The sequence below is a fragment of the Roseburia intestinalis L1-82 genome (assembly GCF_900537995.1).
In the GTDB taxonomy this organism is placed as follows: Bacteria; Bacillota; Clostridia; order Lachnospirales; family Lachnospiraceae; genus Roseburia; species Roseburia intestinalis.
Window position 1 is genome coordinate 3,182,240 of the sequence record NZ_LR027880.1, and the last position, 15,526, is coordinate 3,197,765.

At 40.1% G+C, this 15,526-nt stretch carries 18 protein-coding genes and 1 pseudogene; 1 reads left to right on the forward strand and 18 read right to left on the reverse strand.

Translation table 11 applies throughout. The features are described 5' to 3' along the window. Window positions 1-70: 70 nt before the first annotated feature. The 10 genes and pseudogenes from RIL182_RS14985 to RIL182_RS15025 all read right to left on the reverse strand — a co-directional run bounded on the left by RIL182_RS14985 (window position 71) and on the right by RIL182_RS15025 (window position 6,414). Window positions 71-280, reverse strand: a complete 210-nt coding sequence (locus tag RIL182_RS14985; protein ID WP_044998973.1) for a hypothetical protein — start codon at window positions 278-280, stop codon at window positions 71-73. 127 nt (window positions 281-407) lie between these two features. Beyond that, window positions 408-875 carry a GNAT family N-acetyltransferase gene (locus RIL182_RS14990; protein ID WP_242655554.1) on the reverse strand — a complete coding sequence of 156 codons (468 nt, stop codon included), beginning with the start codon at window positions 873-875 and terminating at the stop codon, window positions 408-410. 33 nt (window positions 876-908) lie between these two features. Then, window positions 909-983 (reverse strand): hypothetical protein, encoded by a 75-nt coding sequence (locus tag RIL182_RS22345; protein WP_370819204.1) that lies wholly within the window; start codon window positions 981-983, stop codon window positions 909-911. Window positions 984-997: 14 nt separating this feature from the next. Further along, the gene (locus RIL182_RS14995; protein ID WP_006856944.1) at window positions 998-2,008 is read right to left on the reverse strand and encodes a lysozyme inhibitor LprI family protein; all 1,011 of its coding nucleotides are present in this window, start codon (window positions 2,006-2,008) and stop codon (window positions 998-1,000) included. 635 nt (window positions 2,009-2,643) lie between these two features. Next, on the reverse strand, window positions 2,644-2,916 hold the full coding sequence (locus RIL182_RS15000; RefSeq protein WP_006857041.1) for a PDDEXK nuclease domain-containing protein: 273 nt from the start codon (window positions 2,914-2,916) through the stop codon (window positions 2,644-2,646). A gap of 161 nt (window positions 2,917-3,077) precedes the next feature. Then, window positions 3,078-3,347: pseudogene (tnpA, locus tag RIL182_RS15005) on the reverse strand (IS200/IS605 family transposase); the annotation flags it as partial. Between the two features lie 322 nt (window positions 3,348-3,669). Continuing rightward, window positions 3,670-4,587 (reverse strand): serine hydrolase domain-containing protein, encoded by a 918-nt coding sequence (locus RIL182_RS15010; RefSeq protein WP_006856943.1) that lies wholly within the window; start codon window positions 4,585-4,587, stop codon window positions 3,670-3,672. Between the two features lie 106 nt (window positions 4,588-4,693). Beyond that, a complete protein-coding gene (locus RIL182_RS15015; protein ID WP_226947204.1) occupies window positions 4,694-5,722 on the reverse strand; it encodes a glycoside hydrolase family 172 protein in 1,029 nt (342 codons plus the stop codon). 113 nt (window positions 5,723-5,835) lie between these two features. Continuing rightward, complete coding sequence (locus RIL182_RS22195; RefSeq protein WP_202864850.1) at window positions 5,836-5,985, reverse strand: hypothetical protein; 150 nt, start codon at window positions 5,983-5,985, stop codon at window positions 5,836-5,838. Window positions 5,986-6,069: 84 nt separating this feature from the next. After that, window positions 6,070-6,414 (reverse strand): hypothetical protein, encoded by a 345-nt coding sequence (locus RIL182_RS15025; protein WP_006856941.1) that lies wholly within the window; start codon window positions 6,412-6,414, stop codon window positions 6,070-6,072. 8 nt (window positions 6,415-6,422) lie between these two features. Here RIL182_RS15025 and RIL182_RS21365 point away from each other — a divergent pair, with 8 nt between their 5' ends. Further along, entirely contained in the window at window positions 6,423-6,650 is a 228-nt protein-coding gene (locus tag RIL182_RS21365; protein ID WP_006857040.1) for a hypothetical protein, read from the forward strand. Window positions 6,651-6,880: 230 nt separating this feature from the next. Here the strand turns inward: RIL182_RS21365 and RIL182_RS15040 are convergent, their stop codons facing one another. The 8 genes from RIL182_RS15040 to RIL182_RS15075 form a co-directional block, all read right to left on the reverse strand. Further along, window positions 6,881-7,186 (reverse strand): type II toxin-antitoxin system RelB/DinJ family antitoxin, encoded by a 306-nt coding sequence (locus RIL182_RS15040; protein WP_015560003.1) that lies wholly within the window; start codon window positions 7,184-7,186, stop codon window positions 6,881-6,883. A gap of 14 nt (window positions 7,187-7,200) precedes the next feature. Further along, a complete protein-coding gene (locus RIL182_RS15045; protein WP_006856939.1) occupies window positions 7,201-7,923 on the reverse strand; it encodes a hypothetical protein in 723 nt (240 codons plus the stop codon). A 276-nt stretch (window positions 7,924-8,199) separates the two neighbouring features. After that, window positions 8,200-9,192: a helix-turn-helix transcriptional regulator gene (locus RIL182_RS15050; protein WP_006856938.1), complete on the reverse strand. Its 993-nt coding sequence runs from the start codon at window positions 9,190-9,192 to the stop codon at window positions 8,200-8,202. A gap of 14 nt (window positions 9,193-9,206) precedes the next feature. After that, entirely contained in the window at window positions 9,207-10,232 is a 1,026-nt protein-coding gene (locus RIL182_RS15055; RefSeq protein ID WP_006856937.1) for a transglutaminase domain-containing protein, read from the reverse strand. A 33-nt stretch (window positions 10,233-10,265) separates the two neighbouring features. Continuing rightward, window positions 10,266-10,790 carry a nitroreductase gene (locus RIL182_RS15060; protein WP_015560000.1) on the reverse strand — a complete coding sequence of 175 codons (525 nt, stop codon included), beginning with the start codon at window positions 10,788-10,790 and terminating at the stop codon, window positions 10,266-10,268. A 53-nt stretch (window positions 10,791-10,843) separates the two neighbouring features. Next, window positions 10,844-11,938 carry an HNH endonuclease domain-containing protein gene (locus RIL182_RS15065; RefSeq protein ID WP_044998972.1) on the reverse strand — a complete coding sequence of 365 codons (1,095 nt, stop codon included), beginning with the start codon at window positions 11,936-11,938 and terminating at the stop codon, window positions 10,844-10,846. 60 nt (window positions 11,939-11,998) lie between these two features. After that, window positions 11,999-12,412: a (deoxy)nucleoside triphosphate pyrophosphohydrolase gene (locus RIL182_RS15070; RefSeq protein WP_006856936.1), complete on the reverse strand. Its 414-nt coding sequence runs from the start codon at window positions 12,410-12,412 to the stop codon at window positions 11,999-12,001. A 31-nt stretch (window positions 12,413-12,443) separates the two neighbouring features. Further along, window positions 12,444-15,425 carry a DUF3427 domain-containing protein gene (locus RIL182_RS15075; RefSeq protein ID WP_006856935.1) on the reverse strand — a complete coding sequence of 994 codons (2,982 nt, stop codon included), beginning with the start codon at window positions 15,423-15,425 and terminating at the stop codon, window positions 12,444-12,446. Window positions 15,426-15,526: the final 101 nt, after the last annotated feature.

The following is a 15,526-nucleotide window of genomic DNA, read 5'->3' on the forward strand; positions in this document are numbered from 1 at the left end:
TTAAAATATTGTATCACACATTATTTCTTTTGAAAAATGTTATCCTGCGGGTTGGAGTCAAATAGTGCATTTAAACTTCTTGATTGACAAATTTTTCACACCCGAATCCTGTAATAAAAGAAATGCCGTCAAAAACATCAGCAATTACCACAGACATTCCGATATCTGCGACCAGATAATATACCATAAACGGCACCAGTATGTCATTGAGACCATTCCCGCAATCATTGCCCTCTTTTTCTTCTCTCTTTCCATTTCCTGCCCCTTTCTGCTCTGTCATTCTATTTTGCATGTTAGTCTATTCTAACTCTTTTGTCAATTCAGGAAATTTCCACTGTCATATCATGTATCAGAGAGAATTTGCACCTGCCAGGTTAATTGCCCTTTGCCGGACGCACAACTGAAAGTTATGAAGCAGTCCAATGATATGCAATTCTTGGTGTTCCATTTTTAACATATATAATACCGCATTTCATAAAACCATTCTTTTCCATCAGCTTTTGCATGATTTGATTATCCGCATGGGTATCTGCCCTGATATTTTGAGAAATATTTTTACAATAATTTAAAACACACTGAAACAAACCATGCACCTGACCATCCCCAGCAAGTCTGTGAATAGTAAGATAAGGCTCTTCATTCAGCCAATTCCCATTCTCAATATGCTTATAAGTAGGTTCTGCACCTTTAAACAATGCAAATACCCCATGTATCCCATCTTTGTCATATATTACCCTGCATACATTCTGACAAATATCAGATTTTATTAGCTCTGCATCCGGATAAAAATGCCCCCATTGTGCAGGATTTCCGGACTTTATCATATAATCCTGTGCATATTTATAAATTTTCATAATCTGTTCAAAATCTGCCATATCAGCATTTTTCACATTCAGCATATATTTTATTCACCTCCGCAACTGCCGATTTACGAGTTTCATGATTCTTTGTCTGTTATATCGCTGAATCATTACAAACAACATATCAAACAATGCTGTCAAAATGCAAACGGAAAATTGACCTCCTCTCCTGCAGAAAAAACAGCCTCTCCTGATGTCTCTGTAACCTTGAAACTTGCGCCATCCCATCCGTTGATTTTAATGGTTCCTTTTACACTTCCGTCATCTGATGTGAAAGCCAGCTCCCCGTTTCCATTGTCAACAAATGTTCCTTTTGTTTCTCCCTCTCTGTAAATGGAGATAAGCGCTTCATCCTCTCCTTCCAGCCCCTGTCTGGTGATCAGGGAACTGTATACGCTGCCAGTCCCCTGATTGTCCACAAACAGACCGTACTTTGCTGATTTTTCCGGCATAACAAAGGATTCCCCCTTTATCTTTGCCAGCTCATTTGCAATAACATAAGCCCTGTTCTTCGTGATCTCCTCCAGATAAGAATTCTGAAGAAGCGGATACATACTGCCGTTTTCTTCGTAAGATCCAATGTGAAGCAAGGTCACTTCTTCCTTCATAGCGATCCAGTTTCTCTGTTCTGCAAGGATCTTCTCCTTTGTCTGCGGATCTGCCAGATCACTGAATCTGCTCCAAAGGTTATTTAATTCCGTATCCCATATGTCGAAAAACCATCTGGATGACAGATTCATTTCTGTCTGTGTCTGGGCTGCCTGCGCCAGCGGCGTATATTTCTTTACGATGTTCTCAATATTCTCCAATTCGTCCTGCAGTGATGCGGAACCTGATACCACATTGTCAACATCCGCTTTGATGTCCTCCGAATAGTCATAAGTAAAATCCGTTTCTTCATTTAATACGACGTCATTGTATTCTGTACTTTCTGTACTTTCTGTATTTTCTGTGCTTTCTGTGTCTTCTGTGCTTTCTGTGTCTTCTGTGCTTTCTGTGTCTTCTGTGTTTTCAAAACTGACCGAATCTTCCACCTGGGAAGATTCGCTTTCTATTCCTGTATTATTATTTTTTACTCCTTCTTTGCCACATCCGGCACAAAGTCCGGTCATTAATATTAATATCATGCTGTAAATTCTTTTTTTCATGTGTTTATACTCTCTACTTTCTGATTCATTGGGTGTTCTTTCCAGTTTTCTCTATCAGCAATTATAAATGAACATGAGAAAAAATACCAGCGGCCCCGTGAAACTTTGCATAAATAAAAAAGCAATACCTGAATTTAAAATAAACTCAAATACTGCTCATGAAACATCTAATATTGTATCTTTTTAGCCGAGGTATAACATTTCTCTCTATATTTAACCAAACTTGAAGTTACACTGCCATTTCCCATAATAATGATGAAACAAAAGGTTGAAACAAGAACATAATAACTACGACAGAACTGCATATTACATAAAAGTCACTCATTTTTGAATTTAGCAATACTCTTTTTTTTAACTACCTGTTATCCAGCGTGCAATAAAATATCTGATTATAGTCCCAACCGTATTTGTAATAATATCGTTTATATCTGTGGTTTTAAAGGTAATAATGTGATGTATTAAGAACAGATGAAGATTTGTTTAAATCTTACCGAACGGACAGCGTCAAATAACTTCCCATCTGACTGATCACTTTCAAATATCAGAATAATTTATCTCATTTTCCATATTAAAATTCCAAACTATCCACATTTAACAGAAAATACTTCATACCCATAATTACAAAGTGCTTAACTTTACATTCCCATTTCTTCTATCTCTTTTAACATAAATTCTTCGAGTTTCTTCTTGTCAGGCAAATGTAACATATACGTTGAAACAAATAACTGGTTATCCATTCCAGATAAGGCATATTCTACCATCTGAGAACCTTTATCTGTACAAAGCAGTATTCCTACTGGAGGATTATCTCCCTCTATCATCTCATTTTTCTTATAATATCCTACATAAGCATTAAGCTGCCCTAAGACTATTATAAATTCGCATAGACACAGTATACCACAGCTCATGTATCTATGCGATTTCTTTTTTATTGTTTTGTTACTGTTCACAGGTAGGCATTTTCTGAACTGAAAATGCCGTATGATACAGTGGTGGTAGCAGATTTTGCCGATTTGGAATGCGAAGCATCGGCAAAATCCGTTACTGGAACGAGGTACGAGTGAACAGTAACGTTTGCGTGCTTATCATATATCATTAGTGCACTTTTTCCTTTTAAATATCCCATAAACTGTGATATACTATATTTCGGTGGAATACTTACCAACATATGGATATGATCTGGCATTAAGTGTCCTTCTATTATTTCCACACCTTTATACTTACACAATGCTTTGATAATATCTCTGATATCTTCTTTGTACTGATTGTATATTACTTTTCTTCTGTATTTTGGTGTGAATACAATATGATATTTGCACATCCATTTTGTATGTGCCATAGAATTTGTTTGATTTTTTTGTATAACAAATTTGTTGCACCACCCGCATAGCAGGTGGTTTATTGTTTCGCACATCTCCATTTCTCCGTTGGGAGAAACTCCGATGCACTCAACAGGCTAAAGCCCATAACGAAAAGAAGTTCCTGCAGGAACTTCTTTCACCACAAATCATATTCATATTTTCGAGGGCAGTCCGGTTAACAAAATTTTCAAAATAGGGGTACAAACTCCTTTCCAAGTCCAGCACCCCCTTGATTTTCAGGCATTTCAGACAAAAGTGCGGATTCTGGGCAAATTATAGCATATTGTTGCAAGTCTATTCTTACAATTCCATCAGAAAATGTTCATGCAGCGCACGTTTCACCTGATCGAAATTACCTCGCTCCGGACATTGGATGGAAACAACCAATCCCTTCTCTGGGAGAATCGTTGTAATCTGTCCGAATGCGCCATCAGCACGATAGGATCCTGGATATGGACTGATCCAGAACTGATAGCCATATCCTACATGCCAGAGATCTGCAGATGGCTCGAAGGTAAATTTCGGGGTGGACACCTCCTGCACCCAGTCCCTGCTGACAATCTGCTCGCCCTTCCAGTTACCCTCAGCCAGATAGAGCTGTCCCAGTTTCATCATCTCGGTACAAGTCAGATACATACCTCCGCCGCCATTCGGATGTCCCTGTGGATCATGCTCCCAGAGCGGCCATCCCATATCAAGGGGCTGGAATACCTTCTCATACAGATACTCTCCCATCCGCTTGCCAACGGCCCGTTCTACCATATGAGCAGCCAGAATACTGTCGGCAGAGGAATAGCAGAATGCACTGCCTGGCTCCACAGGAACCGGCTGTGCCATCATATATTTCTCATAATCCGGTGCGCCGATGCCCGGACGTCTGTCCGCATTCATCAGAAGTGCCTTACCAAAGCCACTGGACATGCAGAGCAGATGTTTCAACTGAATCTTCTCCAGATTTGGATCCGGATTTGAAGGAAGTTTATCTTTAAACACTTCCGCCACATGATCTTCCAGGCTTAGTTTTCCCTCTTCCATTGCGAGTCCAACTGCTGTTACCGTAAAACTCTTGGTATGTGAATAAATATTTCTCGGTGCATTTGCTGCGTAGTGCATCTCACAGAGTACCTTGTTCTCATCTCCGACACTGATAGCTTCCAGCGGCAGATTGTGGTTGCTGGCATAACGATGAAATTCCAAAAACTTCTCTTCCAGTAACATAATACCTCTATCCTTTCCGGCAAATCTCTGATGTCAGTCCGATATAACCGATGCGACGTGTCGCAAGGTTAAAACCAATCTATCTGACATCTCCAATCTGGTTCTATTATCTCATACACATCTCTGCATCTGTCGGCAGTGGCATCAGCGGTGCGGACGGCAGGGTCTGATACCAATAAGCAACACTGGTGTAATCATCGTAACGCGGTCCGGTCCAGCCCATGTTGTCGAGTGTCATACGAAACTTATTCTCAAAACGGATCGGGTCTGCAATATGGAAATGATACAGCAGGAATCTCTGCTGTCCGTTATAGAATTCCCGGTTGTCTCCATAGATTGCATACATGCCGGTATATAAGCCGCTGAATGTCTGATAGCTCTTGATGATGATGTCATTTCCAAATCCATAGGAACCGCCGAAGTAGTCTTCAGTTCCGGTATAGTGGATAGACGGATACGGATCATCGTCCAGATACATGCGGGCTTCGCCTTCTACCCAACAGGTATTGTTGCCATTCATACCAGTTGCCAGAGTCACACCAACAAATTGTCCCCTGCCTTCGATTCCGTCAACGATTGTGTAGGTACGACCCTTCTGAACCGGGTGCTCTTGGCGATAGGTGGCATGGAAATAACCAGCCTCCGCCGGAATCTCCTGATAAGCTCCGGTGATAATATAATAGAGATTTTCATCCTTGTCACCACGGTTTTCCATCGTGATCCGAGCTCTCTTATGGAACGGCATCTCAAAATAGCTGTTATAGCCGCGACCAGGAGCTACCAGCATCATGGCAGAATTCAACACCGGATATTTGCCATCCCGATCCACGAAATTTTCATCATAGGCACATCCGAAGAATGCAGAGAGCGGAGCTTCCACAGACGGATATTCCTGATCATCCCAATACATACGGATGATAAAATGGTGCCCGACATATCCGGTAAACCACATATGCTGGATCACACCCGGTCCTGCAGCATCTACCAGAGTTACGGTTTCCCCCGCAGGAATCGTCACGGTCGGACGAAGCTTGGTGCAGTCACCGCCCTGGGAACCACCTGCGCGTACACCGGTTGGATTCTCTGCGGAAAATGCAAACGTTTTGGAGTTCTGGATCATACAATAGTTGTTCATATTCTTCTCCTCTCTGATCAAACCTGGATCATCTGAAATTATTGCTTACTACGCTATCGCGTTTCTCTATTCACTATAACATTTATCTCCCATGAAGTAAAGGAATTACAGAATCATTCCGTCTGCGCCTTCTCATTTTCTTCCCGGATAATCTCCTTTAATTCTTTTCGCATCACATCCAGTGGAGCCTTCTGTCCGGTCCATAATTCGATCTGAGCAGCCCTCTGGAACTGGACATACCAAGACCATTCAGGATTTTGCAGCCCTTCTTCTCAGCATTTTTCAGGAATGCGGTCTTGGACGGGTTGTAGCAGGCATCAAAATAAAACTGTCCTGGCCTGATTAGTTCAAATCTTTGTATATGGTTTTTTGTATTGCCCGTGGTTTTGTGTTCTGTCACCGTATTGAAGGTTTTTCGTCTTTCTCATACGGTCATAGAAATAATCAACGACAAGCCTGACAAAATACGGCATATTCCGCTGCATCCGATCTCCATTTTTTCTCTCGACGATTTCTTCGACAACTTTTTTCAGCGGCTTCTCCGCATAATCATTTCGTGCCGATACTTTTTCGTGATTGCTCAGGTCAAAAGTCGGTGTCCATGTATCCGGCAGTTTATAAACCGAGCCCATTGTATAGACACCGCTGCCTTTTTCGGCTTTCTTAAGTGACTCCCTTTTGATCTTTTTCATATCAAGGAATGGCAACCCGGATGATGCGTCTGCTCGACAATCCCCAATACAAGGCCGCCATCAATCGGCATATTCATCATGACGCATATAAGGTGCTGGCGGTTCTCATCCCCGATAGCGTTCAGCAGCTTCCGGCATTGTTTAAATTCCGCCTCCAGTTTATGAACCTCTTCGCAAAACAGATTCATGGTATAACCATCTCCTTTATTCAAGCGCTTAAACTGATTATACCATAAATCTATGAACAAAGTTTATCTGTAAAGAAAATTGATACAGAGTTTTTCAAAATCGGTCCATCTGCTCCTGGGTAGCCACCTGCCTACAACTTGTATTGCTATTTCCTATCGTTCCGAACAATGCAACCATTGTCCGGCAGCTGTTTCAGGTACCAACAATTCATACGCAATATATTCATAAATGTCCCTCAAATCCTGTCTTGCTTCAGCGGAATATGCCACATAAAAAATCATATGCCAAAATCTCTTTTCATTTCAGCTTCAATGGCATCTGCTGAGTAAACTCTGCCAGCTTTTACATCAGACATACCTTTTTCAATTTCTTTATCAAATTGTTCTTTCGTAAGAGAACCATAGGTCAACGGTGCCGTTCTTGGTAATTTCATTTCAAATGGAATTCCCTTTTGCAAAACAATCTGCCGTAGAAACATTCCTACTGCATTTGACATTGGAATTCCTAACTGATCTAATACACTTTCAGCCTGTTCTTTAAGTTCAGGCTCAACTCGAGCAAACACATTTGCTGTTCTTGCCATAATCATCGCCTCCTTCAACTGTATTCTATCACATGCATTTTCTCTTCCTGCTCATTCTCTACAGGTTGCATTTTGGTCACTTCACTATGCTCTGAAACACCCATTATATCCTCAATCTCTGCCTCTATCTCTTTAATATCTATCTGAAGATTTGTTATGTACTGTCCTGCATTTCTATAAAACTCCGCCTGTTGTTTTGCAAATGAACCCCAGTCATTCTCTTTTCCATCAAATGGAGTATAGTTTCTTTCTTGTACCATTGTTTCTTCACCACCTTTATCATTAAATGTCGGTTCAATGCTATATCTTTGCTTTGTATTTTGGCTATTATAAACCGTTTCATATATATCTTCTCTTTGCAATCGTCTGTCTTTAAGTACACAGTTTTCAAACAACTCTTCATACTTTCTAGGTTTGTATTTTCTTGTTTCCAAACCTTTGATACATTTTAATGCCTGTTTTGCCTTAGCAGCATTCGCATTAGTTCCGAGGTTGTTTTGAAAGTATTCAATTCTTTGCAGTTCATCTTTGATGTCTCTTCTATTTTCCCTGCATACCCTTAACAGTTCAACCAGATCCGCAGCCTCATTATCATCGGTTTCACATAATTCAATATAATGAAGAATATCGCAAATCTTCTGATCTATATCTGAATGTTTTTTTGACAGCTCGTCTCTATAGTCCTTCAGACCTTCTACAAGATATGTAAAATGTGTAAGATATTCTGCCCAGTCCATTTCTGACAATTCATACGATGCAACATTCTTTTCAATCGGCTCTGTTACCTCATCGTATGTGAGTTCCTTTATTGGCGAAACAAATTCATCCTTAATATTTTCTTCCTGTTCTTCAATCTGTTCCCATAGGCACCTCCTATTCTAATGTTCCATCATTTTTACACACTTCGTTTATTTCAAAAAAATAAGAACCAGTAAGAGTTTATCTCTTATCTGATTCCTATTATAAAGACCTGGGTGTCCCATAAACACACCTTGCATATCGAATTTTTGTTCTCATTTTTTATATTGTTTTATCAATCTGTCAATTTCAATGTTCATCATTTCGACAACATTATCCGGTCCAACAAGTGTTACGCCTTCACCAAGACTAATAATCCATGCTAAAAACTGTCTGCTGACTGCGACTTCCACATTGACAACAAAGCGTTTATCATCCAGCCTGATCATAGATACATCTTTACCAAAACGATCTATCATTACACCTGCAAAAGAGTTATCACACTCAATACGCACCCATTCCTCTTTTCCTCCATACATTCCAAACATTTTTCTGGCATATGCAGCCATATCAAATGATTTAAAAACCTGTCGTCCTTCTCTTCCTTTCCCATTTGATTTAATATAAAGCATTTTATCTACACGAAAATGTTTAATTATCCCCTCAGAACTATCATATGCTATGAGATAATAATTCTCATCATCCCATGATAAAGACCAGGGACTGACCTCATAAAGTGATCCACCGTGCCGAAGCTCCATTTTTTTATCAACGTTCCACTGGAAGTACTGGAATGTTATCCTTGAATTCTCTGCTATTGCTGTATGTATCCGGTCAACATTGTAATAAATGCTTTCATTCATTGTCTTTACACGACCAGCCACAAACACCTGCCTATGTAACTGAGATGCTTCGTATTTGCTTGCAAGTCCCTCTATCTTTTTTATAAGTTCATTTGACTTCTTAGCCGTGATAAATTTTGCAGACTGTACAGAGTCAACCAGTAATTTTAATTCTGCCAATTCAAATTGCCTGTTTCCTATATGATATGAATAAGTCCTATCCTCCTGCGTTCCGATAACATCCAAACCATATACTCTGAGATTTTCAATGTCATTGTATAAGCTCTTACGTTCAGCACTTATATCGTATGCTGCAAGTGCATCAATAATCTCTGACATAGTAATACTGTGCGTTTCATCTGTTCTCTCCAAAAGGATTTTCATAAGATATATAAGTTTCAATTTCTGATTTGACGATTTAGGCATATCGCACCTCCAAACTACCTTTCCCCCTCATTCGCCTCTTCCATCTCAACCTGTTCCTCGCCAGCCCCGTCTTCAAACCGCACACGGATCACTGCCTGTGGCCAGTTGACCGATACATACGCCTGTTTGCCTTTTACACCGGCCTCCTCATCAAATACCACAAGCAATTCTTTTAGGACTTCTTTGGTCAAATAGCCTCCACGCCAATGGAAAAGTAAAATCCGGTTCTTCTTAACGGCCTGCTTTGTACGGTTACGCACCTCATCAACAGTTGTCCACGATAATTTTTTCTCGCGATAATAAAAATGATCACTGTCTGTGCACTCCGGCACTTTCCATATCACCGGCTCATGGTCCCTAAAAATCTGTTTATCCGCCAGATTTACATAATCATAACGGACAGCATCATCCCGTGATAATGTGTTATCAAATGTCACATCAAGATGATAATATTTTCCGTCGATACGAATCACATTCCATGCATGACGATATTTAATTCCCTTATCGGGGTTTGCATCTGAAAGAGCAACAATACACCAGATACCAAGTTCATCGCAAAGTATTTTCACAGCTTTTGCCATGCCTTCACATACTGCAACGCCATTGCCAAGAGCACCTATGATTTCGTGGGAGTATTCCTTTTTAAGCTTGTCGTACTTCACATTTTTGACGATAAAATCATGTATGAAAAGTTCTTTCTCTTTTTCACTCAGTTTCTCAGCCAAAAGCGCAAGCTTTTTGACGCGGGACTTCATTGCCAGGCGATGTTCTTTTATCTTATCCCTTGTAAAAAGATACTCCGGTATGAGTTCAACCATTGTAGAATCCGGATAATATCTGTATGTAAATTTGACAGAATAGAATATTTCCGGGCAATCCATACGAACCATAAAATATATATCCGCCAGCTCACGGCTGCTTAGTTTAAGCACCTGAAACGACTCCTCCATTTTGAGAAGTCCCTCCTTCACGGCGTAATAAACTTTTTTCTGTTCTTTATTTAATTGATGATAGTAATAATCTTTTGCGGTTAAAGTCATGATGTTCTCCAGCTCTATTGGTATTACCGGCGGCTATTTTACATAATAAACATAGTTTTCTTTTCTCGGTGCCGGCGCATTGGCAGGTGCGGCTGCATATCCGATTGCGCAATGTCCAATTCCTTCATAATTGCCTTCAATGCCAAGATCTGCAAGAATCTTTTTTCCAAAGTCCGACTCGAACTCTTCTTTTGCCCTGTGAATCCAAATGCTGCCAAGACCCAGGCTTTCCGCCGCATTCATAAGATTTCCCATGACAAGGGAACCGTCATACTGATAGGTTGGTATGTCTTTGTCTGCAAGAACAATCAGAATTACAGGCGCTCCATAAAATGGATCTGTCGCAGTCCCCATAATCTTTGCATTTTCTGCAGATAACCGGTCTCTTAATTCTTTGTTCGTCACGGCAATAATGATCGGGCTCTGTCTTCCCATACCGGTTGCCGCATAGGTACCAGCCTTTACGACAGCCTGGATATCTTCTTCTGATACCATTCTTTCCTTGTCAAAGTTTCTGCAGCTTCTTCTTGTTTCCAATACTTTTAATGTTTCGTTCATTGTGTTATCCTCCATTTCTATTGATCGGCTCAGATATCTGATTTTCCCGCCCTTTACCACTCCTGAAATCCACACAGCTTCGCCGACTCATACACTGGTTTTAATATATTGCCCAGCCTCTCCGGAAACTGCCCATCGTCTAACCCTTCTGCATAAAGACTGTTTCGGACATCCATATTATTGATATGATATTTTGCACATTCCTCAAACTTTGCTTTTGCAACCGGGTTATCGTCACAGATACGATAAGCTTTGTATTCTAACAGCGCCAATGGTTCATAATACTCTTCCCACCTAGGAAGTTTGTTCCCCTTACTGCTGTTAATCGTTTTCGTCGTCGGACTGAGATTCCAAAGTTCATCATGTGCTACAAACTGCCATGGGACAAAATGATCAATAGATATTTTTTCTTTTGACAAATTTATCTTTCCGTAAATATCTCTGATCGATGGATCTAACTCTATGAGTAAGTTCCAGTAGTCCGTCACTTTCGTTAAATTTCGTTTCTTCGGTTTTGCCAATTTATCTGCAATACCCGGCACGCTAGGATTCCGATCCTGCAAATATCCGATCAGATTATAATTGACCCAGTCTTTTAGAATCTCTTTATTTCGGATCAGATACTCTGCCCATTCATCATTTACTTCCACCCTTGTATCCAGCTTTTGAAAATCCATAAAATAATAAAGCAGGTGCTTCTGCCTGTTAATTTCCGCAATTTTGCTTTTGCCCGGAGATTTAATTGCCGGGTAAAACGGACTCTGCAGGCAATACGGAACATTTACGATGAGTTTTTCTTTATATTTATCGATCCTCACATTTTCTGTTGTTCTTAAAAATTCATGGAGTTTTCCTTCCTCCACGGTAGAGGCCAGCTTATATTCCGTGGAAATATATCTTACTACTTCTTCCAGGTTGTCTGTCGTATTGCAGGGACCAAGCTTAAGATTAAATTCTGTCACCATATACCATGCGTGGACGATCATTTCATCTAACAATTCATTATAAGTAAATGATGTTTTTTCCACAGAAATTTTATTTAAAATTGCAAGCATCCAAAAATATTTATAACAGTTAAATACTCTGTTACGGTCAAACAGCCGGCTCAGATAGCCAATATTTAAATTGTCACTATACGGCAGATTCATACGACAGTCTCCTTACCCTTTTTATCATTTTTCCCCATGACTTAGATCATACCATCCCCTTTAAGAATGTTGTATCATCTCATCTCCAACCTTCTCAATCAGCGTTACATCCGCCGGCAGCCACTCCACCTCGCCTAATTGTTCACGCGTCAGCCACCTTGCCGCCTCATGTTCCTTCAGTACAAGCTCACCTTTTACAATTTCACACCAGAAGCAATCCATGGACAGATGAAACGCAGGATAATCATATTCGATCGTATCTATGAGTTTTCCCACTTTAATTTCTGTATCGAGTTCTTCCATAATCTCTCTTTTTAAGGCTTCTTTTGGAGTTTCCCCTTCTTCAATTTTACCACCCGGAAATTCCCAACCGCCTTTTAAATCGCCATAGCCTCTTTGCGTAGCAAAAATCATTGGCTCACCTTGTTCATTTGCTGCTTTTATAACTGCCGCAACCACTCTGATTACCTTCATACAACCTCCACAAGTATTCTATTATGGCAATTTACGCATTGACAATGTATTCATAAATATCTTCCCGAACCGGCACATCGAGGATCCACTCTATCTCAACGGCTGTTTTCTCTGTATTTGCCATCGTAAACTCTTTTGCATTTCCACTGGCTGTCATGTGACCAAGATAATAAAACTCTTTGGAAATCTTATCATCCTTATTTTTTCGGACAAACAATTCCACCTGGATTCCTCTTTCTTTTGCCTTGAGAAAATTCTGTACATCTTCCGACTGCATACTTCTTCCCGATTTGGAAATCGCGATCAAACGGTCCCGAAAGCCCGGAACAAAATGGTCTTCGTACCTTGTGGTATCGCTGATATTCTCCGCTTTATCGTAATTGATAAACACCGGAAAAGTCTTTGTTTTTTTATCAAACTTATAACCACCAATATTTAATGGCACCTCATTTTGCTCCCAGTTAAGAAGACGGCACACATCTTCATATGTATATTTCTGATATAACACCAGATCTGTCTGCCCATAAGTCTTACTGTAATCTCTCTTGTAACGGCTGATTCCAAAATCCACAAGCTCTTTTAAAATATTGTAAAAATCATTGTTGGCAAGCATCTCGGCAAAAGATTTGGCTGGTTTATAATCCGAATCATCTTTCTCGATAAAAACACACTGCGCATACGTTTTCTTTCCCGATCCTGCCGGAAACTCATTTGTCATAACATGAATAATGTTCTCCTGCTGATCTTTACTCATCACTTTTCCATATGATTTCAGATCATTCTCTAACCCTGCAAACAAACCAATCTTTGAAATGCCCCGCGTATATACTAAGATTCTTTTTAGCAGCTGTAACTCCTGAATTCTTTTACCACTTGCTAACTTCTTTGAAACAAACTCAATGACTTTTTCTTCATCTTCCGATAAACGAATGGTATATTCCTTTTCATATTTCACAAGAAATTTGTAATAAGAACCAAGACTGTTATTATCAAAAATGCGAATGACATCCATCTCTCCATAATCATCAAAATCACGGAGTGCCGGAATTCTTCCAAGTTTATTTTTCAGGTTGTTATAATTTTCTTTGATAAGCTTAATATCACTAAAATTTGCATTGTCAACAGACGCAAATATTCTTTTCCTGCTTATTTCATCAAAATGAACGGTGGATGCTCCGGGAATTACCCTTCCGCCTTCCATAACATATCTCCGGATATTATCCTTGTTATAAGTGCGGTCTCCGGATAACGCAATCGGAATCATAAAATTATTGTTATAATTTCCAATGAAATCCAATATAACCACATACTCTTTTCCACTGGCTTTTCTAAGTCCGCGTCCAAGCTGCTGGATAAATACAATCGGGGACTGCGTTGGTCTTAGCATGATCACCTGATTTACCTCAACGATATCCACACCCTCATTTAAAATTTCAACCGAAAAAATATAGTCTAATGGCTGTCTATCTTCTGAACTCTCGTCCTCATTCATTGCCAGCCGCTCAAACGCATCCTGTCTTTCCTGTTCCGATGCGCTGCCATTTAAAGCAACGGTTCTGAAATTTTTACCGGTCGCCGGATTAATGATCTGATTGAACTTTGCGGACAGTTCCTCTGTTTCCTTTATATTGCTGCAGAAAATCAGTCCCTTCACTTTATCGCCGCTGTACCCATAATAATCTGCCTGATTCACAATATGTCTCACACGCTCATCACTTGTAAGCATGTTAAAATCTCTGGCTGCTTCCTCATCTCCAATCATAGACAAATCCGTAATCCCAAAATAATGGAACGGGCAGAGAAGATTCTCTTCCATCGCCTGCTGCAGTCGTATCTCGTATGCGATCTGATAATTGAAAATCTCATAAACATTTCTGCCTTCCACGTTATCATCACGTTTGTCCGGCGTAGCGGTCATTCCAAGCCATAACTTTGGTGTAAAATGATCCATGATTTTCCGGTAGGTATCTGCTGGGACATGATGTGCCTCATCCAAAACAATACAGTCAAATGCGTCTTTCGCATATTGAAGCAGATGTTCATCTCGATTCAATGTCTGAACTGTCGCAAACACATAATCTGCTTCATATTCATGATAACCGGCACCAACCAGTCCCATAGATACGGTATTTGCAAATACCTTCTCGTAAGATTTTCTTGTCTGTCTGGCAAGCTGGCCTCTGTGGACTAAAAAGAGAACTCTCCGAAAGCCAAGCTCACGCATTGCAAATGCAGAGGCATATGTTTTTCCTGTTCCGGTAGCTGAAATAAGAAGCGCCCGTTTTTCCCCTGCTGCAAGAATTTTTTTCAGATTTGTGATAAACCCAACCTGCATACTGTTCGGCTGTAACGTATATTTTTCAATTGACGTTATCTCATCTAATTTTGCAGTTTCCCTCTGATGTTTTATGATCTGATAGCGTTCTTTATAATTTTCATAAAAAGTATCAAATGATAAAGCATACGGCGAATTCCACAGTTCTTTAAACTCAGCAACGATTTCTTTCGCCATCTCCCCCTGTTCGGTTGAGATCAGCTTTGTATTCCATTCACGATTACTGGTAAGCGCCGCACTTGTAATATTCGAACTGCCGATAATGATCCGGTAAATTTCGTCTTTTCTAAAAATATATCCTTTGGTATGAAACCCTTCGTCCGCTGCTTCCACATCATACATCTTTAAGGTAATATTCGATAAATCATTCAGCTTTTTTAATGCCCCAGGTTCACTGAAATTCAGATAATTTGTGGTTAAAATTTCCCCGGGAATATTTTTGTTTTCCAATTCTTTTAGTGTCTGAAGAAGCGGTGTGATGCCACTCATCGTGATAAATGCCACACTGATCTGAAACCTGTCACATTTCAAAAGTTCATCCTCAACGGATGAGAGCACCTTCTTTCCCTCTTTATGGTTATTAGACACAAACTGCGGTCGATAAAGGCTGTTAGATGCAGCCGAACCATTGATATATGCCGTTTCAAATCCCAATCGTAACTCATCAATTTTACTCATTTTTTCTCCTGATACTGCCAGTTACCAAACCCACAGTTTTACCAATGAAACAATTCTCAAAACACACTACATCCAGTATATTCCTTATTACAAACGTTTTC

Coding starts and splice junctions, on each gene's coding strand:
- RIL182_RS14985 (WP_044998973.1), bottom strand. CDS start 280: ATGACAGAGCAGAAAGGGGCAGGAAATGGAAAGAGAGAAGAAAAAGAG.
- RIL182_RS14990 (WP_242655554.1), bottom strand. CDS start 875: ATGGCAGATTTTGAACAGATTATGAAAATTTATAAATATGCACAGGAT.
- RIL182_RS14995 (WP_006856944.1), bottom strand. CDS start 2,008: ATGAAAAAAAGAATTTACAGCATGATATTAATATTAATGACCGGACTT.
- RIL182_RS15000 (WP_006857041.1), bottom strand. CDS start 2,916: ATGAGCTGTGGTATACTGTGTCTATGCGAATTTATAATAGTCTTAGGG.
- RIL182_RS15010 (WP_006856943.1), bottom strand. CDS start 4,587: ATGTTACTGGAAGAGAAGTTTTTGGAATTTCATCGTTATGCCAGCAAC.
- RIL182_RS15015 (WP_226947204.1), bottom strand. CDS start 5,722: ATGAACAACTATTGTATGATCCAGAACTCCAAAACGTTTGCATTTTCC.
- RIL182_RS15025 (WP_006856941.1), bottom strand. CDS start 6,414: ATGAAAAAGATCAAAAGGGAGTCACTTAAGAAAGCCGAAAAAGGCAGC.
- RIL182_RS21365 (WP_006857040.1), top strand. CDS start 6,423: ATGGCAACCCGGATGATGCGTCTGCTCGACAATCCCCAATACAAGGCC.
- RIL182_RS15040 (WP_015560003.1), bottom strand. CDS start 7,186: ATGGCAAGAACAGCAAATGTGTTTGCTCGAGTTGAGCCTGAACTTAAA.
- RIL182_RS15045 (WP_006856939.1), bottom strand. CDS start 7,923: ATGGACTGGGCAGAATATCTTACACATTTTACATATCTTGTAGAAGGT.
- RIL182_RS15050 (WP_006856938.1), bottom strand. CDS start 9,192: ATGCCTAAATCGTCAAATCAGAAATTGAAACTTATATATCTTATGAAA.
- RIL182_RS15055 (WP_006856937.1), bottom strand. CDS start 10,232: ATGACTTTAACCGCAAAAGATTATTACTATCATCAATTAAATAAAGAA.
- RIL182_RS15060 (WP_015560000.1), bottom strand. CDS start 10,790: ATGAACGAAACATTAAAAGTATTGGAAACAAGAAGAAGCTGCAGAAAC.
- RIL182_RS15065 (WP_044998972.1), bottom strand. CDS start 11,938: ATGAATCTGCCGTATAGTGACAATTTAAATATTGGCTATCTGAGCCGG.
- RIL182_RS15070 (WP_006856936.1), bottom strand. CDS start 12,412: ATGAAGGTAATCAGAGTGGTTGCGGCAGTTATAAAAGCAGCAAATGAA.
- RIL182_RS15075 (WP_006856935.1), bottom strand. CDS start 15,425: ATGAGTAAAATTGATGAGTTACGATTGGGATTTGAAACGGCATATATC.